Origin of the sequence: Paraburkholderia sp. Clong3 (genome assembly GCF_050436485.1) — a bacterium.
Classification (GTDB): Bacteria; Pseudomonadota; Gammaproteobacteria; order Burkholderiales; family Burkholderiaceae; genus Paraburkholderia; species Paraburkholderia tuberum.
Genome location: NZ_JBNDMH010000003.1, coordinates 1,933,508 through 1,960,052 on the forward strand (window position 1 = coordinate 1,933,508; position 26,545 = coordinate 1,960,052).

Annotated in this window: 21 protein-coding genes and 4 pseudogenes; 9 read left to right on the forward strand and 16 right to left on the reverse strand. The window is 64.4% G+C overall.

Features of this window, described 5'->3' with window-relative positions; genetic code table 11:
• Positions 1–26 precede the first annotated feature (26 nt).
• Entirely contained in the window at positions 27–932 is a 906-nt protein-coding gene (locus OKW30_RS32235; protein ID WP_187628122.1) for a LysR family transcriptional regulator, read from the reverse strand.
• Positions 933–1,046: 114 nt separating this feature from the next.
• Between OKW30_RS32235 and OKW30_RS32240 the strand changes: the two genes are divergently transcribed.
• Positions 1,047–1,457: a (R)-mandelonitrile lyase gene (locus OKW30_RS32240; RefSeq protein WP_429348621.1), complete on the forward strand. Its 411-nt coding sequence runs from the start codon at positions 1,047–1,049 to the stop codon at positions 1,455–1,457.
• A gap of 44 nt (positions 1,458–1,501) precedes the next feature.
• The gene (locus tag OKW30_RS32245) at positions 1,502–2,203 is read left to right on the forward strand and encodes a carboxymuconolactone decarboxylase family protein (RefSeq protein WP_429349205.1); all 702 of its coding nucleotides are present in this window, start codon (positions 1,502–1,504) and stop codon (positions 2,201–2,203) included.
• 277 nt (positions 2,204–2,480) lie between these two features.
• Here OKW30_RS32245 and OKW30_RS32250 read toward each other — a convergent pair whose 3' ends face one another.
• The 4 genes from OKW30_RS32250 to OKW30_RS32265 all read right to left on the reverse strand — a co-directional run bounded on the left by OKW30_RS32250 (position 2,481) and on the right by OKW30_RS32265 (position 4,693).
• Positions 2,481–2,732 (reverse strand): LysR family transcriptional regulator, encoded by a 252-nt coding sequence (locus tag OKW30_RS32250; protein WP_429348622.1) that lies wholly within the window; start codon positions 2,730–2,732, stop codon positions 2,481–2,483.
• Between the two features lie 88 nt (positions 2,733–2,820).
• Positions 2,821–3,792: an alpha/beta fold hydrolase gene (locus OKW30_RS32255; RefSeq protein WP_429348623.1), complete on the reverse strand. Its 972-nt coding sequence runs from the start codon at positions 3,790–3,792 to the stop codon at positions 2,821–2,823.
• A gap of 48 nt (positions 3,793–3,840) precedes the next feature.
• The gene (locus tag OKW30_RS32260) at positions 3,841–4,245 is read right to left on the reverse strand and encodes a hypothetical protein (protein WP_429348624.1); all 405 of its coding nucleotides are present in this window, start codon (positions 4,243–4,245) and stop codon (positions 3,841–3,843) included.
• Complete coding sequence (locus OKW30_RS32265) at positions 4,226–4,693, reverse strand: hypothetical protein (protein ID WP_429348625.1); 468 nt, start codon at positions 4,691–4,693, stop codon at positions 4,226–4,228. Before OKW30_RS32265 ends, OKW30_RS32260 begins: the two co-directional genes overlap by 20 nt.
• Positions 4,694–4,790: 97 nt before the next feature.
• On the opposite strand from OKW30_RS32265, the gene OKW30_RS32270 reads away from it, so the two are divergent.
• Both OKW30_RS32270 and OKW30_RS32275 read left to right on the forward strand, forming a co-directional pair.
• Positions 4,791–5,828, forward strand: a complete 1,038-nt coding sequence (locus OKW30_RS32270) for a GlxA family transcriptional regulator (protein WP_429348626.1) — start codon at positions 4,791–4,793, stop codon at positions 5,826–5,828.
• Between the two features lie 258 nt (positions 5,829–6,086).
• Positions 6,087–7,439, forward strand: coding sequence for an alpha/beta fold hydrolase (locus OKW30_RS32275; protein WP_429348627.1), 1,353 nt, complete (start codon positions 6,087–6,089; stop codon positions 7,437–7,439).
• A 95-nt stretch (positions 7,440–7,534) separates the two neighbouring features.
• On the opposite strand, the pseudogene OKW30_RS32280 reads toward OKW30_RS32275, so the two are convergent.
• Together OKW30_RS32280 and OKW30_RS32285 are read right to left on the reverse strand one after the other, a co-directional pair.
• Positions 7,535–7,771, reverse strand: a pseudogene (locus OKW30_RS32280) (SDR family NAD(P)-dependent oxidoreductase); the annotation flags it as partial.
• Between the two features lie 99 nt (positions 7,772–7,870).
• Positions 7,871–8,623, reverse strand: a complete 753-nt coding sequence (locus tag OKW30_RS32285) for an SDR family oxidoreductase (RefSeq protein WP_184062382.1) — start codon at positions 8,621–8,623, stop codon at positions 7,871–7,873.
• A 190-nt stretch (positions 8,624–8,813) separates the two neighbouring features.
• On the opposite strand from OKW30_RS32285, the pseudogene OKW30_RS32290 reads away from it, so the two are divergent.
• From OKW30_RS32290 to OKW30_RS32305, 4 genes and pseudogenes are all read left to right on the forward strand, one after another.
• Positions 8,814–9,096 (forward strand): annotated as a pseudogene (locus OKW30_RS32290) (GntR family transcriptional regulator); the annotation flags it as partial.
• The gene (locus OKW30_RS32295; RefSeq protein ID WP_429349206.1) at positions 9,085–10,341 is read left to right on the forward strand and encodes a PLP-dependent aminotransferase family protein; all 1,257 of its coding nucleotides are present in this window, start codon (positions 9,085–9,087) and stop codon (positions 10,339–10,341) included. The pseudogene OKW30_RS32290 and the gene OKW30_RS32295, both read left to right, overlap by 12 nt.
• Positions 10,342–10,469: 128 nt before the next feature.
• Positions 10,470–12,206 (forward strand): FAD-dependent oxidoreductase, encoded by a 1,737-nt coding sequence (locus OKW30_RS32300; RefSeq protein WP_429348628.1) that lies wholly within the window; start codon positions 10,470–10,472, stop codon positions 12,204–12,206.
• A 21-nt stretch (positions 12,207–12,227) separates the two neighbouring features.
• Positions 12,228–12,422: a hypothetical protein gene (locus OKW30_RS32305; protein WP_090809820.1), complete on the forward strand. Its 195-nt coding sequence runs from the start codon at positions 12,228–12,230 to the stop codon at positions 12,420–12,422.
• A gap of 108 nt (positions 12,423–12,530) precedes the next feature.
• Here the strand turns inward: OKW30_RS32305 and OKW30_RS32310 are convergent, their stop codons facing one another.
• The 3 genes from OKW30_RS32310 to OKW30_RS32320 all read right to left on the reverse strand — a co-directional run bounded on the left by OKW30_RS32310 (position 12,531) and on the right by OKW30_RS32320 (position 15,678).
• Positions 12,531–13,514 (reverse strand): 2-dehydropantoate 2-reductase, encoded by a 984-nt coding sequence (locus OKW30_RS32310; protein WP_429290458.1) that lies wholly within the window; start codon positions 13,512–13,514, stop codon positions 12,531–12,533.
• Between the two features lie 71 nt (positions 13,515–13,585).
• Positions 13,586–14,380 carry a class II aldolase/adducin family protein gene (locus OKW30_RS32315; protein WP_429348629.1) on the reverse strand — a complete coding sequence of 265 codons (795 nt, stop codon included), beginning with the start codon at positions 14,378–14,380 and terminating at the stop codon, positions 13,586–13,588.
• Between the two features lie 98 nt (positions 14,381–14,478).
• Positions 14,479–15,678 (reverse strand): aromatic amino acid transaminase, encoded by a 1,200-nt coding sequence (locus tag OKW30_RS32320; protein ID WP_429348630.1) that lies wholly within the window; start codon positions 15,676–15,678, stop codon positions 14,479–14,481.
• Positions 15,679–15,870: 192 nt separating this feature from the next.
• Between OKW30_RS32320 and OKW30_RS32325 the strand changes: the two genes are divergently transcribed.
• Positions 15,871–16,815, forward strand: coding sequence for a LysR family transcriptional regulator (locus OKW30_RS32325; RefSeq protein ID WP_429348631.1), 945 nt, complete (start codon positions 15,871–15,873; stop codon positions 16,813–16,815).
• Between the two features lie 58 nt (positions 16,816–16,873).
• Here the strand turns inward: OKW30_RS32325 and OKW30_RS32330 are convergent, their stop codons facing one another.
• From OKW30_RS32330 to katE, 6 genes and pseudogenes are all read right to left on the reverse strand, one after another.
• Positions 16,874–17,698, reverse strand: a complete 825-nt coding sequence (locus tag OKW30_RS32330) for a helix-turn-helix transcriptional regulator (RefSeq protein ID WP_429348632.1) — start codon at positions 17,696–17,698, stop codon at positions 16,874–16,876.
• 103 nt (positions 17,699–17,801) lie between these two features.
• Positions 17,802–18,929 carry a hybrid sensor histidine kinase/response regulator gene (locus OKW30_RS32335; protein WP_429348633.1) on the reverse strand — a complete coding sequence of 376 codons (1,128 nt, stop codon included), beginning with the start codon at positions 18,927–18,929 and terminating at the stop codon, positions 17,802–17,804.
• Between the two features lie 9 nt (positions 18,930–18,938).
• Positions 18,939–19,583, reverse strand: coding sequence for a chemotaxis protein CheB (locus OKW30_RS32340; RefSeq protein WP_187628136.1), 645 nt, complete (start codon positions 19,581–19,583; stop codon positions 18,939–18,941).
• Positions 19,584–19,593: 10 nt separating this feature from the next.
• The gene (locus tag OKW30_RS32345; protein ID WP_184062399.1) at positions 19,594–20,439 is read right to left on the reverse strand and encodes a CheR family methyltransferase; all 846 of its coding nucleotides are present in this window, start codon (positions 20,437–20,439) and stop codon (positions 19,594–19,596) included.
• A gap of 34 nt (positions 20,440–20,473) precedes the next feature.
• Positions 20,474–24,062, reverse strand: a pseudogene (locus OKW30_RS32350) (response regulator).
• 261 nt (positions 24,063–24,323) lie between these two features.
• Positions 24,324–26,456: pseudogene (katE, locus tag OKW30_RS32355) on the reverse strand (catalase HPII); the annotation flags it as partial.
• Positions 26,457–26,545 lie beyond the last annotated feature (89 nt).

Genomic DNA, 26,545 nt, shown 5'->3' on the forward strand with positions numbered 1-26,545 from the left:
TCTGCGTCGTGATCGCCATTTGGCGGTCACTGCGCTCGACGCTGATAACCGCTCTTCAATGCGTCCACTACAAGCTCGACTGCCCGGGATGATTTGCGGCGACCAGGGTAATAGACGTGATGTCCGACGAACGTGGGAAACCAGTCTTCCAGCACCCAATTCAAGCGCCCGGCCCGGACATGCACCTCAGCCAGGTCTTTGGGCACGTACGCGAGCCCAAACCCGCCAAGCGCTGCGTCCATCATCTGGTAGACACTATTGAAGGTGAGCTGCCCTTCGACCCGCACCTGCAGTTCTCGCCGCCCCTTCCGTAGCTCCCACGGGAGCAGTGAATCTCGCGTCGGCAATCGAAGATTGATGCAGTTGTGCAGCGTTAGATCCTGCGGCGTCTTCGCCGGTGCGCTCGATTGCAGGTAGCCTGGAGAGCCCGCGATTGCCATCGTCATATCAGGCGCGATTCGCACCGCGATCATGTCTTTGGCCACCTGGTCGCCTAGCCGCACGCCGATGTCGTACCGATCCGCGACGATGTCGGCTAACCCGTAGTCATTGACCAATTCAATCTTCAGATCCGGATACTGGCGCAGCAACGGTTGCAGACGCGGCCAAACGTACGAGTTTGCCGCGTAGTCGGTGGTCGTGATCCGGACAGTTCCGCCTGGGCGGCTCGTCATCGCGCGCAAAGAATCGACCTCCGCTTCGATTTCCTGAAAGCGCGGTGCAATCGCCGCCAGTAGCCGTTCACCTGCCTCCGTCAACGAGACACTCCGGGTAGTGCGCATCAGTAACTGAAGGCCCATCCGCTTTTCAAGGCCGGCAACCGTCCGGCTCAAGGCCGACTGCGAGACTCCCAGTTGCGCGGCCGCCCGCGTGAAGTTGCGCTCACGCGCGACGTTCATGAAGCCGACCAGATCGTTGAAATCCTCTTTCAATTAATGCTCCAGAGCATAAGGGCATCCCGATATTGCCATCTAGTCGCATCAATTACCAGGAGTTAGATTAGCTGCAGTGGCATATCGCCCAGACGGTACCGACGAGGAACAGTCATGGAATTGAAACGTGCGGGCACCCAGCCCTCGAAGAAAGGCCCTGAAGAATGGTTTACGGGCACGGTGCGGCTCGACCCGCTGAACGCTCCGCCTCCGCCGGCACGCGTTTCGTGCGCGAGCGTCACTTTTGATTCGGGAGCACGGACTAACTGGCATACCCACCCGCTCGGCCAGACTTTGATCGTTACGGCCGGCTGTGGCTGGACCCAGTGCGAAGGCGAGCCGCGCGTCGAAATCCGGGCTGGTGACGTGATCTGGTGCCCGCCTGGCCACACGCATTGGCATGGCGCAACTTCGACGACCGCGATGACACATATCGCCATTCAGGAAGCGCTCGACGGCAAGAACGTCGAATGGCTGGAGAAGGTCACGGACGAGCAGTACCTCGGCAGCGGCGAGCAGGTGTAATGCGGTTCTTCGCTGCCTGTACCTCAATCGAAAGGACTGGAAACATGCAAGATCCATTGTCACAAGTTGATCTCACTCCCGTTTCTCCGGCATTCGCGCGTTATACGAGCCAGACCGTGCTCGGCGGCCTCTGGAAGAGGCCGCAACTGTCACCGCGAGACCGGAGCATCGTGACGCTGTCGGTGCTCATCGCCCGCAACCAGACCATCGAGATGCCGTTCTATCTCCGGTTGGCGCTGGATAGCGGTGTGAAGCCTGCCGAGATTTCGGAAATGATCACGCACCTCGCCTTCTATTCCGGCTGGGGAAACGCGACCGCAGCGGCTGTCGTCGCGAAGCGTATCTTCGATGAACGTGGCATCGGTATCGATCAGGTCCCTCGGGCCGAGGTCGAGCCGCTGCCACTGAACGAAGTCGCAGAGCAACAGCGTGCGCAGGCGGTCGAGCAAAGCTTCGGCTCGGTCGCTCCCGGCGTTGTTCAGTACACGACCGATGTGCTTTTCCACGACCTTTGGCTGCGTCCAGGACTCGCTCCACGCGACCGGAGCCTGGTCACGGTGAGCGCCCTGGTTGCCAGCGGTCAGGTCGCGCAGATTCCGTATCACCTCGGCCGTGCCATGGACAACGGTCTGACGAAGGACGAGGCGTCCGAAATGCTGACGCAGCTCGCCTTTTACGCAGGCTGGCCGAACGTCTTTTCGGCGATGCCCGTGTTCAAGGATGTATTCGCGAAGCGAGCGGCATAAACGTCGATGCCACAGCATCGCGAGCGTCCAGCGGGGCAGTCCGATCGGCGGCTGACGTACGGCGATGCCGAGCCCGCTCGCCGCGAAGCGTCGGGCCACACGCGAGGCCACCGTCGCGACAAGATCGGTCTCGGCGATGACGAAGGGGGCAACCAGGAATTGCGGCAGGCTCAGGGCCACGCGCCTTTCGACCCCCAGGTTCGCGAGTTCGCGATCAACCAGACTCGCTCGGTCGCCTTCGGGAGATACCAGCAGATGCGACGCAGCCGCGAAGTCCTCAACGCTGGCGTATCGGTCGTAACGCATCGGATATCGGAACGGCAAGATCGCACGCACGCGGAGTCGGCTGCATGCCCGACGGCGCGCGAACGAACAGTTCATCGTCGAACAGTTCCCGCAAGCGGGTGAGCGCTCCGCTCATCGCCGATTGACCGAGACCAATGCGCAGTCCCGCGCGCGTTACATGACGCTCAGCATAAAGCGCGTCGAACGCCTTCAGTAGATTGAGATCAAAGCCACCGATATCCATGTTTTCGACGATACCTGAATGACATCATCGTCGACGGCAACCTAGTCGAACCATCGGAAACCACCTCTGCATCGACGGCGCACTCGCTCTAGTCACTCACAGGATTGCCCGCGCTAAACGCGGCCCGAACTTCGCTCACCGTCTGTTCAGGCGCTTGCAGATGCGGAAAATGGCCGAGTTCAGGAAAAATCGAAAGCTTCACACCGTTACGGTTCGCGTACTCAACGCCCATTTCCTTCTTGATATAGAAATCCTGCTCGCCCCACACCACCTTCACGGGGACCTTCAGCTTTGCCATGTTGGCTTCGAAGTAGTCCTGGTCGCGGGTGAAGTACGAGTAGTAGTGGAAGAAGGCGTCTGCCGACGTGACATCACCGCCCCACCCTTTCGCCATATCGTCCTTGAACTCCTCGGACAATGCGTAGCGCTCCTTCGCCGACATGCCGCGGAAGAACGTGTTTGCCAGGATTTCGTCACGGTTCTGGTTCATCGCGGCACGCACGGCGTCAGACGATGGCTTTGACTTCAGGCCCTGCAGGCTTTCGTACATGTACTGCGGGCGGTTGAACGGGGCAAAATCGCCAACAATGATTTGCCTGGCAATATTCGGCTGCTCCAATGCTGCCAGCAGCGCAGGCAAGGCCCCGATATCGGTCGCATAAATCAACAGCTTCGCACTGTCGATGCCAGAAGTGCGGATATAGTCTTCCAGCACATGCGCATAATCCTTCGGCGCGTAGGAAAAGCGATCGGCGCCTGGACGCGAGGACTGCCCGTAGCCCGGCCAGTCAAACGCATGCACCTCGTAGTCGCTGGACAGGGACTCGGCAATCGGCTTCCACGCATACATCGTCTCCGGGAAACCATGCAGGAACAGTACCGTACCCTTTGGATGCGCGGGCCGATAGACCATATGACGCAGCTTGATGTCAGGATTGACCTGCACCTCGCCGACTTCAACCTTCGGCGCCGACGAGGATGACGTGGGCACAATGCTGCATGCTGAAATGCCCGCAGTTACTGCGGAGAAGACTGTCGTCTCCGTTACAGGTTTGAACATGATCGTGGTTCCCGTTTTAGTGCGAAATTGCGCCAGGTAAATTGCACTTCATTGCTGGGGGGAAGGCGAATTCAAAAGCTTACTCAACGGCTTCAGTGGGCCAATTGGGAGCAGTGAGAATGTCATCAAGTGCGCTTTCCCTAAAGGAAGGGCCTCAAGCATTTCATGCGCTTGAGTTACGTCGGTAACGTTCAGGATGAACGCCACCCCAGCCCGGTCTTGCAGTGAATACCACTGATCAATCTTGCCCTCGAGGTAGAGCTGCGCCGTCTCGCGAGCCTCGCTCGGAAGGAAGTGTTGGACAAGTTGCATGTCCGTGCCCGGCGGAAAGGTGCCAATCGCCAATATCTTCGTGGTTGGCGTGGTTGGCATCTGAGTGGTATGCGCCATGGAAACTCCAGCAGAAGCGACCAGCACGGAGGCTGTTGTCAAATCAGGAAGAAGCCGTTTCATCATTCGGCTCCGAACAGCGGCTGAACATATTCAGCGCCGCTGCTTCCGGTCCCGTCAGATAGCAATCGCGCAAGCGCTCTTCGACGCACTCCCCCATCAGTTTCGAAAACAGCAGCATCGCATTGAGTGGGCGATGATTGATGACCACGGACTCCGTCTCGCCTTGCCCGTTCATATGCGCGACGACCACCGTCTCGATCGGCACCCCCTGGATCTGCGAGCGATAGGATTCCATATATAAACCGTCGCCAATCGTGCCCTTGTAGCTGTGATGCTGGAATTCGTACAGCGAGACCGCGTGTTTGATCACGGAGAGAATATCGGCTCGTCCTTCGATCGGACGCTTCAGCACGGAGGCTTCGAGCGTCGCGTTTTCAGCGAGGCTCGTTAGCCAGAGCGGCGGAGCGCCAGCGGATGCCATGACGGGGGCTGTGTCGTTGAATTTCATGCTGGGCGCTCCGGATTGGATGTGGCCATGATCGGGGTTTACTGGTGCGGCTAGAAGTGGCAGCATCGCCATTATTCAGGGAATTTCAGACACGCAAATGGCCATCATCCGCATCTGGGTCTACGACGGAATCCTCGCGTCCGGCGTCGCGGGCCCTGTTGACGTCTTCAGCGCGGCCAATCAGTTCCATACGCGCAAGGCTGGAGCGGGCACGACATCCGCGCCCGTGTTCGTATGGCGGGTGGAATCACTCGACGGACATCCCGTCACGGCTGCGTCGGGTCAGACCGTTCACGTCGACGGAAAGATCGACCCGCGCAAACGGGCGGATGCCGTTCTGCTGACGGCACCGTTTTTCTCGAACATCGACGAGTTCATAGGGCGCCGCGAGCAGTTGAACGAGCTGTCTTCCGCGCTGCGGCGCCAACGCAAGGCCGGCGCCGTGCTGGCGGCTTATTGCACGGCCAATTATCTGCTCGCCGAAGCCGGCCTGCTGGATGGCCGCGCCGCAACGACGCACTGGGCGAGAGCGTCGGACTTCGGGCGCCGCTATCCGCGTGTCGAAGTTCGCGCACAGGAACTGCTGATCGAGCAGGACGGCATCATCTCTGGCGGGTCCGTGACGTCGTATCTGAATCTCGCCGTGCGGCTCGTGGAAACATTCGCCGGCGAAAAACTCGCCGCGATGACCGCGAAGGCGCTGCTGATCGACATGAACCGGACTTCGCAGGCTTCCTTTGCAACGCTTCTCGACGAACATGGGCATACCGACACGCTCGTCGCGCGCGCCCAGCAGCAGATGGAGGCTACGTTGCAGCAGGGATTCCGTTTGAGCGATCTGGCAGCGTCGCTTGCTGTCAGCGAACGCACGCTCAATCGCCGTTTTAAGGAAGCGGTCGGGCTGGCACCGTTGACGTATCTGCAAAATCTGCGCATCGAGGTCGCAAAACGCTTGCTGGAAACGCGGCCAATTGGGCTCGAGGCGGTGAGTCAACGTGTCGGTTATGGCGATATCAGCACATTTCGGCAATTGTTCAAGCGCAAGACCGGATTGTCCCCGAGCGAATATCAAATGCGGTTTTCGCGGGGCGCGGCGAAGAATATGGAAGCCGAATCAGCCAGCAAAACCGGCTGAGGCCTCGCCCCATCACGCCACCGTCCTCGTCTCCGCCCTGCCTCTCTCCCCGCACCTTCCCTTTGTATCCCAACGTATTTGCAAATAAGATCGGGATACGCACGCTTACAAATAACCAACTTTTGGACACGAACGGGATACGTTCATCCTCTCAAATACGCCGATCGCGAGCGGAACGCCGCGCCGCACTTCGTGAAGCTGCACGTCGCAGACTTCGCCCGCAACGCAACAGGCTGATCAACGCAGGAGATGTTTTCCATGTCAAAAGACACGCCCCAATCCTCATCGCGCCGACACTTCGTCGGTATGGCCGCCGCGGCGCTCGCCGCGGGCTCGCTGAGCCGACTCGCCTTCGCAGATACGAACCCGGCAGTCGGCAAAATCACGGAACCCGCGAACGGCGACAAGTCCGCGATTCGCCCGTTCCACGTTCACGTTCCCGACTCGCAGCTCGTCGACATGCGGCATCGCATCAAGACCACGCGCTGGCCGGATCGTGAGACGGTTGCGGACGAATCGCAGGGTATTCAGCTCGCCACCATTCAGGGGCTCGCGCAATACTGGGCGACCGGCTACGACTGGCGCAAATGCGAGGCGCGGCTGAACTCGTATCCGCAGTTCGTCACCGAGATCGACGGACTCGATATCCATTTCCTCCATGTGCGCTCGAAGCACGACAACGCGATGCCGTTGATCGTGACGCACGGCTGGCCCGGCTCGGTGATCGAGCAGTTCAAGATCATCGACCCGCTCGTCGAGCCTACTGCGTATGGCGCGCCGGCTTCGGATGCCTTTCATCTCGTGATTCCATCATTGCCTGGATATGGCTTTTCGGCGCGACCTGCCACCACGGGCTGGGGTCCGGAGCGCACCGCCCGCGCGTGGGTCACGTTGATGAAGCGGCTCGGCTATGAGCGCTTCGCATCACAGGGCGGCGATCTCGGCGGCATCGTGACGAACGTCATGGCCAAACAGGCGCCGCCCGAACTGATGGGCATCCACGTGAACTTCCCTGCTTCCGTTCCCGCAGAAATTCTGAAGTCGCTGGCCGCGGGCGACGCGATGCCTGCCGGCTTATCGGACGAGGAGCAGCACGCCTATGTACAGTTGAGCGCCAACTTCAAGAAGAAGCGCGGCTACGCGTTCGAAATGGGTACACGCCCGCAGACGCTGTACGGCCTCGCCGACTCGCCCGTCGCGCTGGCGTCGTGGCTGCTCGACCACGGCGATGGCTACGGGCAGCCTGCTGCGGCATTGAGCGCGGCCGTGCTCGGACATCCCGTCAACGGTCATTCGGCAGGCGCGCTAACCCGCGATGACGTACTCGACGACATCACACTCTATTGGCTCACCAATACGGGGGTTTCGGCGGCGCGCTTCTATTGGGAATCGCACGCGAACTTCTTCCTCGCGGCCGACGTCAATGTGCCTGCCGCCGTGAGCGCGTTTCCGGGAGAAAATTACCAGGCGCCGCAGAGCTGGACCGAAAAGGCCTATCACAACCTGATTTACTTCAACAAGCCCGAAACGGGCGGGCACTTCGCGGCATGGGAAGAACCGATGATCTTCGCGAATGAAGTGCGCACGGGATTAAGGCCTTTGCGCGCCTGAAGTGCGAAGGTGCAAGGCACGATCCCGGGACCTCGCGAATGCTGTATTCGCTATCGGGATACGAAAGGGCACCCGCTCACGGTGCCCGGGGAAGGCTAGCGACCGGCGCTCTGCCCGCCGTCGACGTGCAGAATTGCTCCCGTGATGAACGGTGCCGAATCAAGGAAGAGAATCGCGTCGGCGATATCGCTCATCTCGCCCATGCGCCCCAGCGGATGAAAGGCGCCCAGCGCCTCATGTGTTTCCGGCGCGTGCATCGGCGACTTGATGATCCCCGGTGCGACCGCATTCACGCGAATCCCTTTCCTCGCGTACTCGATCGCCAGGGCCTCTTCACGCTAATAACGGGCTTGCGCTGGCCGCCAGAAGGGCCGAGCGCAATATCAAGCAAAACGCGGACATGCTGATTCTGCTTTCGCATCGACCTGACATCACCCCTTTTCAGTTTGCGCCAGCCACTCGTCCAGGCTCACGCGGCCGATCCGCGCGTCGCCGAGCGGTACGAGCGACTGTTCCTCGACGCGGCCGCCGTAATAGCGCGCACCCTGATCCGTCACAACAGGGCGCGGGTCGCCGACAGACTTCAGATAACGTCTGATGATGGCGGCAAACGGTTCACGGTCCGGGCCCGCGATATCGACTGTGCCGTTCAGTGGCGTGGCGAGAGCGACCTGCGCGAGGATCGCTGCGACGTCGTCCGCGGCTATCGGCTGGAACAGTCCGTCCCCAACGCGCACCGTCCCGCCTTCTGTGCCGGAATCAGCAATCGCGCCGATGAATTCCATGAACTGGGTCGCGCGCACGATCGTATAGGGCACGCCCGCCGCTTCAATCGCCTCTTCCTGCGCGACCTTGGCAACGAAATACGCATTTTCCGGCGTGCGGTCGCAGCCGACGATGGAAAGCGCGACGTGATGGCGTACCCCTGCAGCCACTTCGGCTTTGCCGAGGTTGCGCGTCGAGGTGCGGAAAAAGTCGAGCACCGCCTGAGGCTCCCAGGAAGGGGCGTTCGCCACATCCACTACGACGTCCGCGCCCGCTAGCGCGTTGCTCAGACCTTCCCCCGTCACGGCGTTCACACCGGTACGCGGCGACGCAGCAAGTGCCTCATGACCCGCCTCGCCGAGCAGCGTGACGAGGCGCGAGCCGATCAGGCCGGAACCACCGATTACGACGATCTTCATGGCACATTCTCCGGATCAGAGTCAGTTGACACGGGCAGGCGACTGGCGGCCGTTGCATCGCGGCAAAGAACTCGCCGCCGTCGCATCGTGTGAGGCTATTGTGAGAAGATCATGAACTATCGAAAAGTGCCAAGAATTGTCGATCGGACCAGGACATCCTGATTCCGGTCTGCTTGCCGGCAAGACCGTGATGACCGTATCGCCTACCGCATTCACCGTCGATATCGATCGGCAGCTCCAGTTGCCGATCTACCTGCAGATCTGCGCGCGCTTCAGAACCGCGATCGCCGCAGGGCATCTGCGTCCAGGCGATCGCGTGCCCGCGCTGCGCAGCCTCGCTACGCAACTGAACACGGGCGCGCGGCACGGTTGAACTGGCGTATACGGTCCTCGTCGACGAAGGCTACCTCCAGATGCGCGGTGCGGCTGGCACGTTCGTGTCGCCCTCGCTGCCCGCTTCAGTGACGCGCTCGCGTACGCAAAGCACAAAGAGTTCGAACGGCACGCAGAGCGTTAAAGCGGCTACCGCAGCTCAGACGCCAGGCGAATCGCACGGCGCTCAACCGGCGCCGCGCCAGCTTGCCATTGCCGCCGCCATGAGCGGCGAGCCCCGGCCGTTGCAACCCGGGCTGCCCGCGCTTGACGCGTTTCCGCTCAAGGTTTGGAATCGTCTCGTTTCGCATCGCGCGCACAGCGGCGAGCGCGCGATGCTCGCGTACCCGGATCCTGTCGGCTACCGGCCGCTTCGCGAACACATCGCCACGTATCTTGGGCTGTCGCGCGGGGTGACCTGCCTGCCGGACCAGGTGTTCGTGACGGGCGGCTACCGTGCGACGCTCGAGCTCGTGTTGCGCAGCCTCGCCCGCCCGAACGACAGCGTGTGGTACGAAGATCCGGGCTATCTGCTCGCGCGCGGTTTTCTCGCCGAAACCGGCGTGCAGCTCGTCGCAGTGCCGGTGGACAAAGATGGGATCGACGTCGAACACGGCACACGGCTGGATCCGCAGGCGCGCTTCGCGCTGGTCACGCCGTCGCACCAGAGCCCGCTCGGGCACACGTTATCGCTCCCCCGACGCATGGCGTTGCTGGACTGGGCAGAGCAAGCGTCCAGCTGGATCGTCGAAGACGATTACGACAGCGAGTTCCGCTATCTGGGCCGGCCATTGCCGGCATTGAAGAGCCTCGATCGTCGCGATCACGTGATCTACTGCGGCACATTCAGCAAGGTGATGTTTCCCGGCTTGCGGCTCGCGTATGCGGTGGTGCCGGAGCGGGCCGTCGAGCGCGTCGGGCGGGTGGCGCGCAGCATGAACGCCGGATCGCCAACCCTGTTGCAGGCCGCTTTGGCCGACTTCATCGAGCGGGGGCATTTTGCGCGACATCTGAAGCGCATGCGTGCGTTATACGCCGAGCGGCGCGTGCTGATCGTGCGCGCGTTGGAGCAGGCGTTCGGCGAACGGCTGATCGTCGAACTGCCGCCAGGGGGAATCCAGTTCGCGGCACAGTTCGTCGAGGGCCCTGATGGCCCGGTCGACGACGTCGCGGTTGCGGCGCGCGCCCGCGAAGCGGGGCTCGCCGTTCTGCCGCTCTCGGTCTGGTACGCGAATGCTCGCACGCGTAGGACGCCGCGTGGCGTTGTGATGGGCTTCGCAAACATCGCCAATGCAGGTGAAGCGGGCCACCTCGCGCGGAGCTTGCGCGCCTGTCTGGACGGCTAACGAGCGGCGAAGGTCCAGGTCTCTACCACTCCTCACGCTCGCGCGCGGCGCTGTACCCAAAATGAGGACAGCCGCGCGCGAACGCCGACGCATACTGCACCGATAACGCAGGAAAACTGGAGACACGCATGACCCGCCCGTTCAAGCCCTATCCGTTCGCCCCGCGCCGCTATCCGGCCGCGGTGCCGCCGCTCATCGACGGACGCGATCCACAAGCGCGCGCCGTCGCGATCGTCGGCGGCGGTCCGGTCGGCATGACGCTCGCGCTTGCACTCGCGCGCCAGGGCGTGCGCTCGGTGCTGATCGAGGCCGACGACAGCGTGTGCACCGGCAGCCGCGCGATCTGCATCTCGCGACGCAGCCTCGAAATCCTCAAGCGGCTCGGCGTCGTCGACGGTTTTCTGCAAAAGGGGCTGGCGTGGACCGGCGGGCGCAGTTTCTATCGCGACACCGAGGTGTTCCGCTTCGCGATGCATCAGGACGACGAGCAGTCGCTGCCGCCGATGATCAATATCGCGCAGTATCAGATCGAGCAGTTGCTGCTCGACGAGATCGAACGGCACGCCGATCTGATCGACGTGCGCTGGCAAACGCGTGTGACGGGCCTCGAGCAACGGCCGCAGGGCGGCGCGACCTTGACCTTGCGCAGCGCCGATCCTGCCGATCCGCAAGGCAAAAGCTGGCAGATGGACGCTGCGTGGGTCGTCGCCTGCGACGGCGGACGCAGCACGATCCGCGACCTGCTCGGGCTGAAGCTCACAGGCACGACCTACGAAGGCCGCTACGTGATCGTCGATATCGAACTCGACAGCACGCGCGCGACCGAACGGCTCGCGTACTTCGATCCGCCGTCGAATCCGGGCTCGACGGTGCTCGTGCACAAGCAGCCTGACAACGTGTGGCGCATCGACTATCAGTTACGCGACGACGAAGACCCCGACGCCGCCGTGCTGCCCGAGAACGTGATACCGCGCGTGCAAAACTTGCTCGACTCGATGGGCGAAGCCGGCGCTTGGTCGCCGATCTGGATCACGATCTACAAGGCCAATGCGCTGACGCTCGAACGCTATCGGCATGGCAGCGTGCTATTCGCGGGCGACGCCGCGCATCTGGTGCCGATCTTCGGCGTGCGCGGCGCGAACTCCGGCATCGACGACGCCGACAATCTCGGCTGGAAGCTCGGCTGCGTGATCAATGGGAGCGCGTCGCCAGCGCTGCTCGATAGCTATAGCGACGAACGTGTGTACGCGGCGCGCGAGAACCTGAGCTACGGCATGAAAAGTACCGAGTTCATGGCGCCGCCGACCTTCGCGTTCGACTTGCTGCGCACGGCCGTGCTCGGGCTCGCCGAGCGGCATGCGGCGGTGCGGCCGCTGATCAATCCGCGCCAGACGCATGCGATCGCGTATCGGCAATCGCCGCTGAACTTCGCAGGCGACGGAGCCGATGCGTTCGATCGCGGCCCCGCGCCGGGTACCGTGCTGCCCGAGGGCAGGCTGCTCAAACAATCGCAAGATGGCGCACGGCTCGGCATTCATCTAACCGATCTGCTCGGACCGTGCTTCACGGCGCTGCGCTTCGACGCAGACCACGCGAACGATGGTGACGCGTGGCGGCAACTGCAAAGCACGCTAGCCAGCCGGGACATTCCGTTCAACGTGATCGACATCGTCACGGCCGAAGCGCAATCGGCAAACAGCCCGCGAGCGATCGACCCAACCGGCCGCCTGCACGAGATGCTCGGCGCACGGCCCGGCACCGTCTATCTGATCCGCCCCGACGGCCACGTGCTCGCGCGCTGGCGCAACGGCAGCGCGGCGGCCGTTCTGCGCGCGCTCGATGCCACGCTGACACAGCAGAACTAACGCGCAAGGACCTTCGACATCATGACCGATTCCGATCTCGACCTCGTCTATACGACGCTGTGCAACACGCTGACCCACGAAGGCGAGGCGCAGGCGTCGCTGTATCTCGCGCGCCTCGCGCTCTTGTGCCTGACCGAACTCGACGACTCGCGGCGCGCGTTGTCGTTGATCGAAGCGGCGAAGCTGCCGGCTGCCGCCACGGCCTGGCGCGGGTAAAAGAAACCGCCTCCCTGGAGGCGGTTCGCTAGCGGCGGTAACGGCAATGCCGCAGCAGTGCGAGGGAATTACAGCCATCACAACAAAACGGGCGCTGGCAGACCGACCTCACTGCCTCGGATACAAGCCCAACGTACTCGCATGCAGCCGCGCGAGTCCGAGCAACGCATCCGTATAGGGCGTCGGCACGCGCGTCAGTTGCCCGAGTTCGCGCACCGCGCCGACCAGCGCATCGAGTTCGACCGCCTTGCCGGCCTGCACGTCCTGCAACATCGACGTCTTCATCGCGCCGAGTTTCAGCGTGACCGCGTGACGGTCGTCGGGCGCCTGGTCGATCGGGATGCCGAAGCGCGCGCCGATTTCCTTCGCCTCCAGCATGATGTGCGTGACGAAACCGCGCACGAGTTCGTCGCCGAGGATCCGGTCGGTCGTTGCGCCGGTGATCGCGCTAACCGGGTTCATCGTCATGTTGCCCCACAGCTTGAACCACACGTCGCGCTGGATCTGCGCCGAAGCCGTTGCATGGAAGCCCGCCGCCTGCAACAGCGCGGCGAGCAGCTCGACACGCTCGCTCGGCTTGCCCGACGCCTCGCCGACGATCAGCCCGTTGCCCTGGTGATGCCGGATCACGCCGGGCGCGTCGATCAGGCAACTGGCATGCACGACGCAGCCGACCGTCTGCGCGGCCGGGATCGCGGCGGTGATCGCGCCGTCGGGATCGATCGTCTTCAGGCGCTGGCCGGCGAGTTCGCCGCCCAGGCCCTCGCAGAACCACCACGGCACGCCGTTCATCGCCGTCAGCACGATCGTCTCGGGGCCGAGCAGCGGTTTGATATGCGCGGCCACGGTCGCCATCGCCGGGCCCTTCACCGCGATCACGACGAGTTCCTGCACGCCGAGATCGGCCGGCTTGTCGCTCGCCTTCACCTGCTCGGCGTAGATCACGCCGCCTTCGATCAGCCGCAGACCATGCTGGCGCACCGCGTCGAGCGTCGCGCCGCGCGCGACCACGCTGACCCGATGGCCCGCCTGCGCGAGCTTCACTCCCATCCAGCCGCCGATCGAGCCGGCGCCGTAGATCGCTACTTTCATCGCCTGAATCCTTGCCTGTTGCTGTGATTATTGCAGCGTTGATTGTCGTGCTCGTTTACGCGTGGCTTCAATCATTGCCGGAAACTCGCATCGATCCGGTCGACCCGCCGCACCAGCGCATCGAACACGTCCTGTCCGGCGCCGTGGCGCGGATCGAACTGCAGCGCGTCGCGCGAGCAGCGAATCGCGACCTCCTCCGGCACCGGCCGAGCGCGGCCCATCGAGAACGTCGCCACCTGGACTTCGCACGCGCGATTCAGCGTCCACAGAATCGCGAAGGTCTGCGGCAACGTCCGGCCCCACGATAGCAGACCGTGGTTGCGCAGGATCACCGCCTGTCTGTCGCCGATATGCGCGAGCAGCCGCGGCCCCTCTTCCGCATGAATCGTGACGCCTTCAAAGTCGTGATACGCGATCCGGTCGTGCAACTGCGCGCTATAGAAGTTGGTCTGCTGCAGGCCCTCTTCGAGACAGGCGACCGCGACGCCTGCCGTCGTATGCGTATGCATCACACAGTGCGCGTCGGGCAAGCCCTCGTGAATCGCCGCATGCACCACGAAGCCAGCCGGATTCACCGGATGCGGCGAGCCGTCGAGCACGCGCCCCTGCGCGTCGATCTTCACCAGATTGCTCGCGGTCACTTCGCTGTAGTGCAGCCCGAACGGATTGATCAGGAACTGGCGCTCCGGGCCGCTGACGCTTTCGGGCACGCGCAGCGTGATGTGGTTGTAGATCATCTCGGTCCAACCGAGCAGATCGAAAATCCGGTAGCAGGCGGCGAGTTGCACGCGCGCCTGCCATTCGTCCGGATGCATCGCGGCAGACCTGGGCGCGCTCGCCGGTTGCGCTTCGAGGGTCGTGGCCATCGTCGGTGTCTCCAAAATTGTCGTTGTGACGGCGCGCCCGTGCGCGCCGCCCATCATATTCACGCGTGCCGCAACAGCGGCCCGAGCGCCGGAGCGCTTCAGGCGCCCGACACCACCGCCGCGATCGACGACGCGACATAGCCCGCGTTGCGCGCGTTCAGCCCGGCGACGCACATGCGGCCCGAGCGCAGCACGTACACCGCGTATTCGTTGCGCAGACGCTCGACCTGGCTTTCGGACAGGCCCGTATACGTGAACATGCCGCGCTGCGCGACATAGCGCGCGCGCATCACTTCATCGACGCGTCCGTCGAGCCCGGCGTGGATCACCTTGCGCATCGCCAGAATGCGCTCGCGCATCGCGCCGAGCTCGGCTTCCCACGACGCGCGCAGCGTCGCATCGGCGAGCACGTTGGCGACGAGGCGCGCGCCGTGCGTCGGCGGATTGCTGTAGTTCGCGCGCACCGCCGACATCAGCTGGCCCGCCACGCGCGCCGCTTCGTCGGCGCTCTTGCAGACCACGCTCAACGCGCCGACGCGCTCGCCGTAAAGCGAGAAATTCTTCGAGAACGAGTTCGCGACGATCAGCGGCACGTTCGCGTCGGCGAGCAGGCGCACCGGCGCGGCGTCTTCTTCGAGGCCCGCGCCGAAACCCTGGTAGGCCATGTCGACGAACGCGATCAGCTTGCGGCGCTGCAAAACCGGCACCAGTTCCGCCCATTGCGGCGGGCTCAGATCGACGCCCGTCGGGTTATGGCAGCACGCGTGCAGCAGCACGATGCTCTTTTCCGGCAGCGCGTCGATCGCGGCGAGCATTTCGGCAAAGCGCAGGCCGCCCGTTTGCGGGTCGTAGTACGGATAGGTGTTGACCGTGAGGCCCGCGCCTTCGAACACCACGCGATGGTTTTCCCAGCTCGGATCGCTGATCCACATTTGCGAGCCGGGGAAATAGCGCTTCAGGAAATCGGCGCCGACCTTCAGCGCGCCCGAGCCGCCGAGCGTTTGCAGCGTCGCGATCCGGCCTTCGGCGCGCGCCGCGCTGTTGGCGCCGAACACGAGCGCCTGCGCGGTGTCGCGATAGAGCGGCAGACCCGCCATCGGCAGATACGAGCGCGGGCCGATCGCGTCGAGCAGCGCGGTTTCGGCGCGGCGCACCGCGTCGATCACCGGCAGCTTGCCGGCGTCGTCGAAATAGATGCCGATGCTGAGATTGACCTTGTTCGGCCGGGGGTCCAGCTGAAAGTCTTCGTTCAGGCTCAGAATCGGGTCGCCCGGATAGGCGGGAATATGGTCGAACATGACGGGTCCTTGAAGACGGCCTCTGCAGGCCTGTTGTAGCGGTCGTCCGCGCGCCGCGGGACGACAGGGCAAACCTTGAGTCTAAGCGGGTTTGCCGGGCCAAGTCGACCCGCACGAGTGTCGGTCGTCGACGCGCCGCGCACAATCAATCGATTTTTCATGATTCGTAAGTTTTTCTTTAGAATCGATCGTATGCCTCTTACCCGCGTCACGATCCGTCAATTCGAAGCGTTCCTCGCCATCGTCGATCTGCACAGCATCGGCGCGGCGGCGCAGCGGCTCGGGCTGACCTCGTCGGCGGTCAGCCAGCTGCTTGCCGAACTCGAAACGGAGCTCGGCTTCCGGCTGTTCGATCGCACCACGCGGCGCGTCGCGCTGTCCAGCGCGGGGCAGGACTTTCTGGCGTCGGCCGAATCGGTGCTGCGCCACGTGCGCGCAGCCGCCCAATCCGCCGACGATATCCGCAACCGCGCGGCCGGCATCGTGCGGGTCGGCGCGCCGCTCGTCATCGCGTCGACGGCGCTGCCCGCGGCGATCGCCGAATACGCGCGCGACAAACCGAAGGTGGTCGTGCGCGTCTGCGATACCGTGGTCGAGCAACTGGTGGAGCGCGTCGAGAGCGGCGACATCGATCTCGCGATCGGCCCGGATCGGCAAAGCGGGCCGCGCGTGCGCTCCGAGCCCGCGTTCGCGAGTCCGTGGGTCATGTGGTGCTCGGCCGCGCATCCGCTCGCCGCGCGCCGCCGCGTGCAGTGGCAGCATCTGCGCGACGTGCCGATCGTCGCGACCGGCCGCGACCACAGCGAGCGCGCGGTCGACCAGATGCTCGCCAATCTGCCGGTCGAGGCGCGCATCATTCCCGTCGATGTCGTCGACAACGTGACCACCGCGTTCGGCCTCGCCGCGCGAGGGCTGGCGGTCACGCTCGCGCCAGCCTATGTCGCACCGCTCGCGCGGACCTTCGGGCTCGTGATGAAGCGCATCGTCGATCCTGAAACGATTCGCGAGGTGTGCGTGTATCGGTCGACCGAGCGTGCGCTGTCGCCATCGGCCGACGGCTTCGCGGATTTCGTGATGCCGTGGTTGAAACGCTGGGATCGGGAGACGCAGGCCGAGGCGCGGGGTAAGCGGAGTTGAAGCGGACTCGAAGCGCGATGCGACGCGCGCTGCGGCGCGAGTTTCGACAGATGTGCAGCTAGGGCTGCATACACAACGCGAACAGTTGCCGCTGATTTGAAATCCCGAGCCGCGCGTACGCGCGCTTCTGGTACGTGACGACGCTCGCCGGCTTCACGCCCATCTGCCCGGCGATCTCGGCCGCGCTCGCGCCATCGAGCGTGCCACGCAACACGTCGAGCTCGCGCGGCGTCAGCGTCGGACATGCGCGCCGCACGCGCGCGAGCATCGCCGCACCGGTGCCCTGCTGATGTTGCCCGTTCAGCGCGTATTGGCCCTTCGCCGCATGCGCGAACAGCGGCGCGACGCTTTCGATCCGCTCCAGTTCGCCCGGCGCGAACACGCCGTACGCGCGGTCGCGATACAGGTTGATCGACAGCCACACGCTATCCGCCGGCTGCACGAGCAACGACAGCCGGTCCGATACGTTCGGCTGCGCGTAGCAGGCCGCGCGGTATGCTTCGTTTTCGATTTCGTCGCCGCGCTGCTGATGCAGCACCAGCGCATCGCGCGAAGCGGTGCGCCGGCTGTGGTTCGATTGACCGATGATCGCGCGATTGCCGTCGAGCGCATAGAAATGCGCGGCGTAGCGTTCGGCGATGTCGCGCAGAAAATGCCCGCCGCGATGGTCGGCCGCCGACACCGTACGGGGTCGCGCGTCGAACTCATACGCGAAGATCGTGCACTGCGAGACGGGCAGCGACAACGATTCGCCAACCGTCAGCAGAATGCTCGCGGCGAGCGCGTCGGCATCCGGATGGGAGATCGCCATGACGAGGTCGGTGGCGCGCGCGGTGCTGATCTGACCGCTGCGCTGCGGTGATGCGAGGCGCCAGGAACGCATGATGGGGATTCGTGCTTGCGCTGCGTGAATTGGGTTGCGGCAAGCGTAGCACAGCGGGCACGCGGCGCTGGCCTAGCGGCGTGATCGCCGGCCTGGCGATGCTTTATCGCCGGGTAAACGACCCCCGCTGCAACGCCACCGTCCTCGGCAATTCGATCGTAAAGGTCGTGCCGGACTCGTCCGTGGATACGACGCTGACGCCGCCGCCATGCATGCGCGCGATCTCCTGCACGATATGCAAACCGAGCCCGAGCCCTTCGCGCGAGCGCGCGCCGTTGCCGTTCGACACGAACGCCTTGAACAGATGCGGAAACACCTCTGCCGGAATCGTGCCGCGATTGGACACCTTCAGGCGCACGCAATCCTCGGCGTCGCCATCGACCTCCACGCCGATATCGCCCTCCGGCGCGCCATGATGGAGCGCGTTGCTGACGAGATTCGACACCGCCTGCCACACGAGATCGGTATCCCACGCGCCGGCCGTATTGCCGGTGCAGGTGAACACGATCTGCTTGCCGCTCTTCTGCGATGCGAATTCGTCGATGACCGAGCGGCACAGCGTCGCGAGTTCGATCGAGCGCGGCTGCAACGGCAGACGTCCGCCTTGCAGGCGCGCGAGGTTCAGCAGCTGATCGACCATCCGCGCCATGCGCAGGGAGCTGTTCTTCACGCGCGCGGCGACGGTTGCGGCCTGCTCGTCGGCGGCCGTGCGCATCAGGTATTCCGCCGACGCCAGCACCGCGCCGAGCGGCGTGCGCAAATCGTGGCTGAGCACCGCCATCAGCATCTCGTTCGCTTCGAGCATCTGGCGCGTCGTCACCAGTTGCGCGGCGAGCTCGCGCTTCTGCTGCTCCAGCTGCACGAACACGTCGACCTTCGACTGCAGGATGCGCGGATCGAACGGCTTGTACAGGAAATCGACCGCGCCCGCCTCGTAGCCACGGAACGTGCGCGACGCGTCCTGCGCGGTCGCGCTCAGGAAGATGATCGGCACGTGCGACGTGCGCGGGCTGCCGCGCATCAGCGCGGCCAGCTCGAAGCCGTTCATGCCGGGCATATTGACGTCGAGAATCGCCAGCGCGACTTCGTGCTTGAGCAGCAGATCGAGCGCGGCGGTGCCGCAGTCGGCGACCAGCACCGCGACGTCGGGCCGCGCGAGCAAGGCTTCCAGCGCGGTGATGTTGTGGACGATGTCGTCGACGATCAGGATGTTCACAGGTGAGTTCGTCATGGCACCGGTTCAGAGGGAAGTCGGCAGCGCGGCAAGGCGCTTCGCCAGGGTTTCGGGATTGTAGATGGCGTCGGCCGCGCCGCGCTCGATCGCGGCGCGCGGCATCTCCGGTGCACCGGCGCTGCCGGGGTCCTGCACCCACGCGGCGCCGCCGAGCGCGCGCACGCATTCGAGCCCCTGCGCGCCGTCGTCGTTGGCGCCGGACAGCAGGATCGCAAGCAGCCGCTCGCCGTACACCGCGGCGGCCGATTCGAACAGCACGTCGATCGACGGCCGCGAGAAGCGCACCGCCGCGGCGGTCGACAGCGCGACCGTGCGGTCCACTTCGACGAGCATGTGATAACCGGGCGGCGCGACGTACACCCGGCCCGGCAGGATCAGCTCCCCCGCATCGGGTTCGAGCACCGGCAGCGCGCAGCGATGCGCGATCGCCGGCACCAGATAGCTCGGCGAATCGGGCGGCAGATGCGCGACGATCATCACGGCCGCCGCGAAGCGCGCGGGCAGCGCGGCGAGCAGCACCTTGAGCACCTCGATGCCGCCCGCCGACCCGCCGATCACGACCAGTTGATAGCCGCGCCGCGCGTGTGTCCGCGCGGCGGTGCCGGCGTCGGCGGCCTGGGTGGGCGGGGGTTCACTGGTCGAGCGTGGCATCGCGACCTCGCTAACGCTTCTGATAAATGCGTTCGGCCGCGCGAAACTCGTCGAACGCCGGGTAGTGATGTGAAAACCGCAGGGTTTCCTTGCTGCCCAGGCCGAGAAAGCCGCGCCGCACCAGTGCGTTCTCGAACAGCCCCAACGCGCGATCCTGCAAGCCGCGATCGAAATAGATCAGCACGTTGCGGCACGACACCAGATGCGCTTCGAGGAACACTTCGTCGGTGGACAGGCTGTGATCGGCGAACACCACGCGCTCTTTGAGCGAGCCGGCAAAGCGCGCGCCGCCATACGCTGCATGATAGTAGTCCGACAGCGAACGCGTGCCGCCCGCCGCCAGATAGTTCTGCGTGAAGCCCTGGATGCGTTCGAGCGCGTAGATGCCCGCCTCCGCGCGCGCGAGCGCGTCGGGGTTGATGTCGGTCGCGTAGAACAGCGTGCGCTCGGTGAGACCCTCCTCGTCGAACAGGATCTTCAGCGACCACAGCTCCTCGCCGGTGCTGCATCCGGCGACCCACACCTTGATCGACGGGTAGGTGCGCAAACGCGGCAGCACGTGCTCGCGCAGCGCGAGAAAATACGACGGATCGCGAAACATGTCGCTGACCTGCACGGTCAGGTAGCGGAACAGCCGCGAAAACTCGTAGCCGTCGCGCATGATGCGGTCCTGCAATTGCGACAGCGTCTCCACGTTGAATTCATCGAGCGCCTGCGCGAGGCGGCGGCGCAGCGACGACATCGCGTAGTGGCGAAAGTCGTGCTGATACTTCAGATAGATCGCCTCGAGCAGCAGCCGCAGCTCGATGTCGAAATCGCTGATGCGGTGCGGTGCCTCAGATGCGGACGGTTTCATCGCGTTGCTCGCTTCCGTGCTTACGCTCGCGCCGTCAGCGCTGCCGCAGCCACACGCGGCACAGCGCGACGAGCTTGTCGATGTCGATCGGTTTCGACACGTAGTCGTCGGCGCCCGCTTCGAGGCAGCGCGTGCGATCGTTCGCCATCGCCTTCGCGGTCAGCGCGATGATCGGCAGATGCGCGAAGCGCGGATTGCGGCGAACCTCGCCCATCGCGGTCAGGCCGTCCATCTCGGGCATCATGATGTCCATCAGCACCAGATGCACTTCCGGCCCGTTCTCCAGTTCGTCGAGCGCCTCGCGGCCGTTGCGCGCGATCAGCAGTTTCGCGCCGAGCGGCTCCAGCACGTGCGACAGCGCGAAGATGTTGCGCACGTCGTCTTCGGCGAGCAGGATCGTGCGGCCCTCGAACGCATTGTCGCGTTGCCGCACCGTGCGCAGCATGCGCTGCTGCTCCGGCGCGAGCGACGACTCGACGCTATGCAGAAACAGAGTGACTTCATCGAGCAGACGCTCCGGCGATTTCGCGCCCTTGATGATGATCGACTTCGAGTAGCGGCGCAGCCGGTGCTCCTCTTCGTCGGACAGCATGCGGCCCGTGTAGACGATCACCGGCAGCGATGCATGCGCGCTGTTCGCGGCGAGGCGTTCGAGCAGATCGTAGCCGGTGCCGTCCGGCAGCGCGAGATCGGTGACGACGCAGTCGAACGTCAGCGCCGACAGTTGCTCGAACGCCTCGGCAAGCGTCGCGACCGCGACGATCTCGGTGTTCTCGCTTTGCAGCAGCGCGCGGATGCTTTCGCGCATCGGCGCGTCGTCCTCGATCACCAGCACGCGCTTCAGGCGCTGTTGCAGCCGCGCTTCGAGGCGGCGGATCGCGGCCTCCATCGTCGAGCGCGCGGTCGGCTTCAGCGTGTAGCCGATCGCGCCGAGATGCAGGGCCTTGTCGGCGTGATCGGTGGCCGACACGATATGGATCGGAATGTGGCGAGTCAGCGGATCGTTCTTCAGCCATTCGAGCACCGTGAGGCCCGAGCGGTCCGGCAGACCGACGTCGAGCAGCACCGCGGCCGGCCGCATGTCGCGCACCAGCGCGAGGCCGCTCGCGGCATCGCTCGCGTGCACGAAGTCGAAGTCGAGTTCGTGCACGAGATCGCGCAGAATCGCGGCGAACGGCGGATCGTCTTCGACCGCGACGATCAGACGGCCCGCGCGGGTGCGATGGTCGCGATCGTCGGCTATCGACGCGGCGGCGGGCTCGGCGGCGACGGGCAGCAAGGCTTCGCGCGACGCGGTGGGCGGCGCCCGGCTTGCCAGACGATTCGCTGGCGAGATCACCGCGGCGGGTGCGGTGTCGAGCGGCGTGCGCAGCAACGGCGCTTGCGCCGGCGCCTGCGCGCCCATGCCCTCGTTCAGCGCGTTCAGCGTGGCGACGCTCGTCGTCATCGCGCCGTCCGCGCTCACGCGCGCCTCGCGCGCATCGAGCGGCAGCCACAGCGAAAACACGCTGCCCTTGCCGACTTCGCTCGCCACCGTGATGCGCCCGCCCAGCAGCCGCGAGAACTCGCGCGAAATCGACAGCCCGAGGCCGCTGCCCCCATATTGACGGCTCGTCGAGCCATCGGCCTGCTGGAACGCCTCGAAGATCATGTCGAGCTTGTCGGCCGGAATACCGATGCCCGAATCGCGCACGTCGAAGCGCAGCACGTTGTCCTCGACCCTGGCGACCTCGAGCGTGACCTCGCCGCGCTCGGTGAACTTCACCGCGTTCGACAGCAGGTTGCGCAGGATCTGCGTGAGCCGCTGGCCATCGGTGACGAACGTATCGGGCGTGCCCGGCAACGTGTCGAAGGCGAGACGCAAGTGCTTGGTCGCCGCGATCGGACGAACCATTTCTTCGAGCGATTGCAGCGTCGCCTCGATCGACACCGTTTCGGGCTCGACCGTCAATTGACCCGCCTCGACCTTCGACAGGTCGAGAATGTCGTTGATCAGCACGAGCAGATCGCTGTTCGACGCGTGGATCGTCTCCGCGTAGCGCACCTGCTCGTCGGTCAGATTGCCGCTGCGATTCTGCTGCAGCAGCTTCGCGAGAATCAGCGAGCTGTTCAGCGGCGTGCGCAATTCGTGCGACATGTTCGCGAGGAACTCGGACTTGTAGCGGCTCGACTGTTCGAGGCGCTCCGCATTGGCCGCCAGATCGTTCTGCACGCGCAGCAGATCCGATTTCTGCCGCTCCAGCCGCAGCGCGTATTCCTCGAGCCGCACGTTGGTCTGTTCGAGCTCGGCCTGCTGCGCTTCGAGGCGCCGTTGCGATTCCAGCAGCGCGCGGCCGCGTTCCTCGAGCCCTTCGTTGGAGACCCGCAACTCCTCCTGCTGGACCTGCAACTCCTCGTTCAGCTGCTGCGTCTCGGCGAGCGCATCCTGCAGGCGTTCGCGATACAGCGCCGCCTCGAGAAAATTGCCCATGCTGTGGCGGATCAGCTCCATGAACTCTTCGTCGCGCGGCGTCACCTCGCGCAGGAAGCCCATTTCGACGACGCCGTTGACCTGGCCGTCGTTGTCGATCGGCAGGATCAGCAGATTGCGCGGCGCGCCGCTGCCCGTCGCCGACACGACCCGCACGTAATCGGCCGGCACGTCGTGCAGCACCAGCGTGCGGCGCGAGCGCGCGGCCCTGGCCGACCAGCGTTTCACCCTCCTCGAAACTCAGAGCGGCCGTCTGCTCGCTGTCACGGCCATAGCCGTACGCGGCGACGCGGCGCAGCGTGCCACTCTGCCTGTCGCGCACGTACAGCGCGGCGACGACCGCATCGAGATATTGGGCGAGAAACTCGAGCATCGCGCGGCCGACGAGCGGCGCGCTCGTCTGGCCGACGACCTTGTCCGCGAGCAGCCGCTGGCCCGAGCGCAACCAGACCTGCTGCTCGAGCAGCGCGGTCTGTTCGGCCCGACGGCGCAGCACGTCGTCATAGATCTCGGACAGGTCCAGCAGTTCGCGACGGCCTCGCCACGCGAGCAGGCCGCTGACGACGAGGCTGAACAGCAGAAACACGCCGACCAGCGTCGCCGTCACGTTGCGCGTCGCTTCGACGCGCTGCTGGCGCAAGCGCAATTCGACGTCGAGAAAATCGCCGAATTCGCGGCGCGTTTCGTCGAATTCGAGCTTGCCGCGCCCCGCTGCGATCGCGCTCTCATAGTCCTGGTTGCGGCGGCGCGCGTCGATGATCTGTTCGGCGAAGCGGCTCCAACGCTCCTGCAAGGCCTCGATCTGCTTGAGCCGCTCGATTTGCGGCGGGTTGTCGGCGACCTGCTGTTTCAACGCTTCGAGCTGTGCCTTGAATTTCGGGCCGCCGTTTTCATACGGTGCGAGGAAACTCTCGTTACCGGTGATCAGAAAGCCGCGCATCGACGATTCGCGAGCCACCGCGAGCCGCAGCATTTCGTTGGCGTCGCCGATCACGCGCTCGGAGTGCTCGGCCCAGTTCATCGTCGACACGAGATACGCGATCAAGCCGACGAACAGCGCCATCGTGACGAGGCCGACGCCCAAAGGCAGCGCGATATTGCGGCGAAGGATGCGGCGGAAACGGAGTTGATCGACGGCCTGCGATGCGGTCATTTTTTCTGTAAGTGGCATGGCGAATCGGGTCGATGCAGAATATTTTTCGGGTCTGCGCACGGTGTTGAGTGCCGCGATGCGACCGCTGTCATCATACAAGGACGACCCGCACGCGCGCGACGCCGAATGCAAAACCAACCTGGCCGGCTAACGCCGGCCAGATTCCTGCATCGACGCGTATCGACGCGCCGCGTTTCAGCTACGCTCAGCACCGTTCAGCGGCTAACGCGGCAGCGCATCAGCGCAACCGGCTCGGCCCGCTCAGGCCGGCACCGATTCCGCCTGCGCCGCGCGCGACCACACGCGATGCTGTCCGGCGGCCTTGATGAACGCCTTCAACACGTCGGCGGACTGCGAGTCCTCGCCGGTCGCGACGCCGTCCGACTGCGCAGGCAACTGCGCGGCCGCGAGCAGGTCGCGCCCCGCGCCGAGCGCCGCGATTGCCTTCAGATGCTTGAACGCTTCGAGCACGAAGTGCCGCGCATCGCCCGATTGCGACAGTGCCTTCGCCCCCTTCTCGCCGCCGACGACGATCACCGCGTCGAACATCACCGATGGCAGCCCGGCGATCGTCGCGTCGGGCGCGAGGCCATCGATCCCGGCGAGCGTCGGCGCAATCAGCATCGGCGTCGCGCCTTCGGCCTTGAGCGCCTGCTGCAACTGTTTGATCGCCGCGCCATCGGAGCCGGGTGCGGCGAGCAGCGCGATCTTGCGGGTCTTGATGCCGGGCTTCACGCGATTGAGCAGACTCAACGCCGGCGACGTCTTCGGCCCGACGAGTTTCGCCGTGCCCTGTTTCGGCGCCGGCAAGCCGAGTCCTTCGGCGACCTTCGCGGCGAGATCGGCGTCGAAGTTCGCGAGAATCTCGTTGACCTGACGCGCGCGAATCTCGGGCTTCGTCACCTTGCCGAGCTCGAACTGATAGGCCGCCGCGATATGGTCTTTTTCCGGCTGCGACATGCTGTTGTAGAACAACGCGGCCTGCGAGAAATGATCGGCGAACGAGTCGCTGCGCACGCGAATCTTCGTGCCCTCGACGCGTTCCTGATAGCTGTCGAAGCCGCCATCTTCAGCGGCCGGATCGGTTTCCTTCGGCCAGCCGTCGTTCAGCGAGTTCGGCTCGTACGACGCCTGGCCGACATGGATCGCCTGCCGATGCATCGCATCGCGCTGATTGTTGACGGATGGACAGACCGGCCGGTTGATCGGAATCTCGTGAAAGTTCGGGCCACCGAGGCGGCTGATCTGAGTGTCCGTGTACGAGAACAAACGCCCCTGCAGCAACGGATCGTTGGTGAAATCGATGCCCGGCACGATATGCCCCGGATGGAACGCGGCCTGTTCGGTCTCGGCGAAGAAGTTGTCAGGATTGCGATTGAGCGTCATCTTGCCGATGATTTTCACCGGCACCAGCTCTTCCGGAATCAGCTTGGTCGGATCGAGCAGGTCGAAATCGAACTTGTGCTCGTCGGCTTCCTCGACGATCTGCACCCCCAGTTCGTACTCCGGATAATCGCCCCGCTCGATCGCTTCCCATAGGTCGCGGCGGTGAAAGTCCGGGTCCTTGCCCGCGAGCTTCTGCGCTTCGTCCCACAGCAGCGAATACGAGCCGAGCACGGGACGCCAGTGGAACTTGACGAAACGAGCTTTGCCCTGCGCATTGACGAAGCGGAACGTGTGAACGCCGAAGCCTTCCATCGTCCGTAAGCTGCGCGGAATCGCGCGGTCCGACATCGTCCACAGCACCATGTGCGCCGATTCGGGCACGAGCGAGACGAAGTCCCAGAACGTGTCGTGCGCGGACCCGCCGGTCGGCATTTCGTTCGGTGCTTCCGGTTTCACCGCATGCACGAAGTCAGGAAACTTGATCGCGTCCTGGATGAAGAACACCGGCATGTTGTTGCCGACCAGATCGAAATTGCCTTCCTGCGTGTAGAACTTCGTCGCGAAGCCGCGCACGTCGCGCACGGTGTCGGCAGAGCCGCGCGGACCTTGCACGGTCGAGAAACGCACATAGACCGGCGTTTCGGCGGCCGGGTCCTGCAAAAACGCGGCCTTGGTGTACTCGCGCATCGATTCGTAGACCTTGAAGACACCATGCGCGGCCGAGCCACGCGCATGCACGATCCGTTCGGGAATGCGCTCGTGGTCGAAGTGCGTGATCTTTTCACGCATGATGAAATCTTCCAGCAGCGATGGACCGCGCGGTCCCGCACGCAACGTGTTCTGGTTGTCGGCGATCTTGACGCCCTGATTGGTCCTCAGGGCCTCGCCTTGCGGCTTCACGCGATTGCGTTCGAGATCGTTCGATTTCGCGTCGTTCGACTGCGCGGCCCCGTTTGCCTGGGCCGCGGCCTTCTGGGTATTCGCTTTACCTGCCATGGGGATCGACTCCTTGTGTTCGGGCGCGCGGCGACGGAGGCGTCGCGGCGCGCGATCACAGAGTCAGCAAGGGCTATTCCCACCAAGTCACGGCGCAGTGG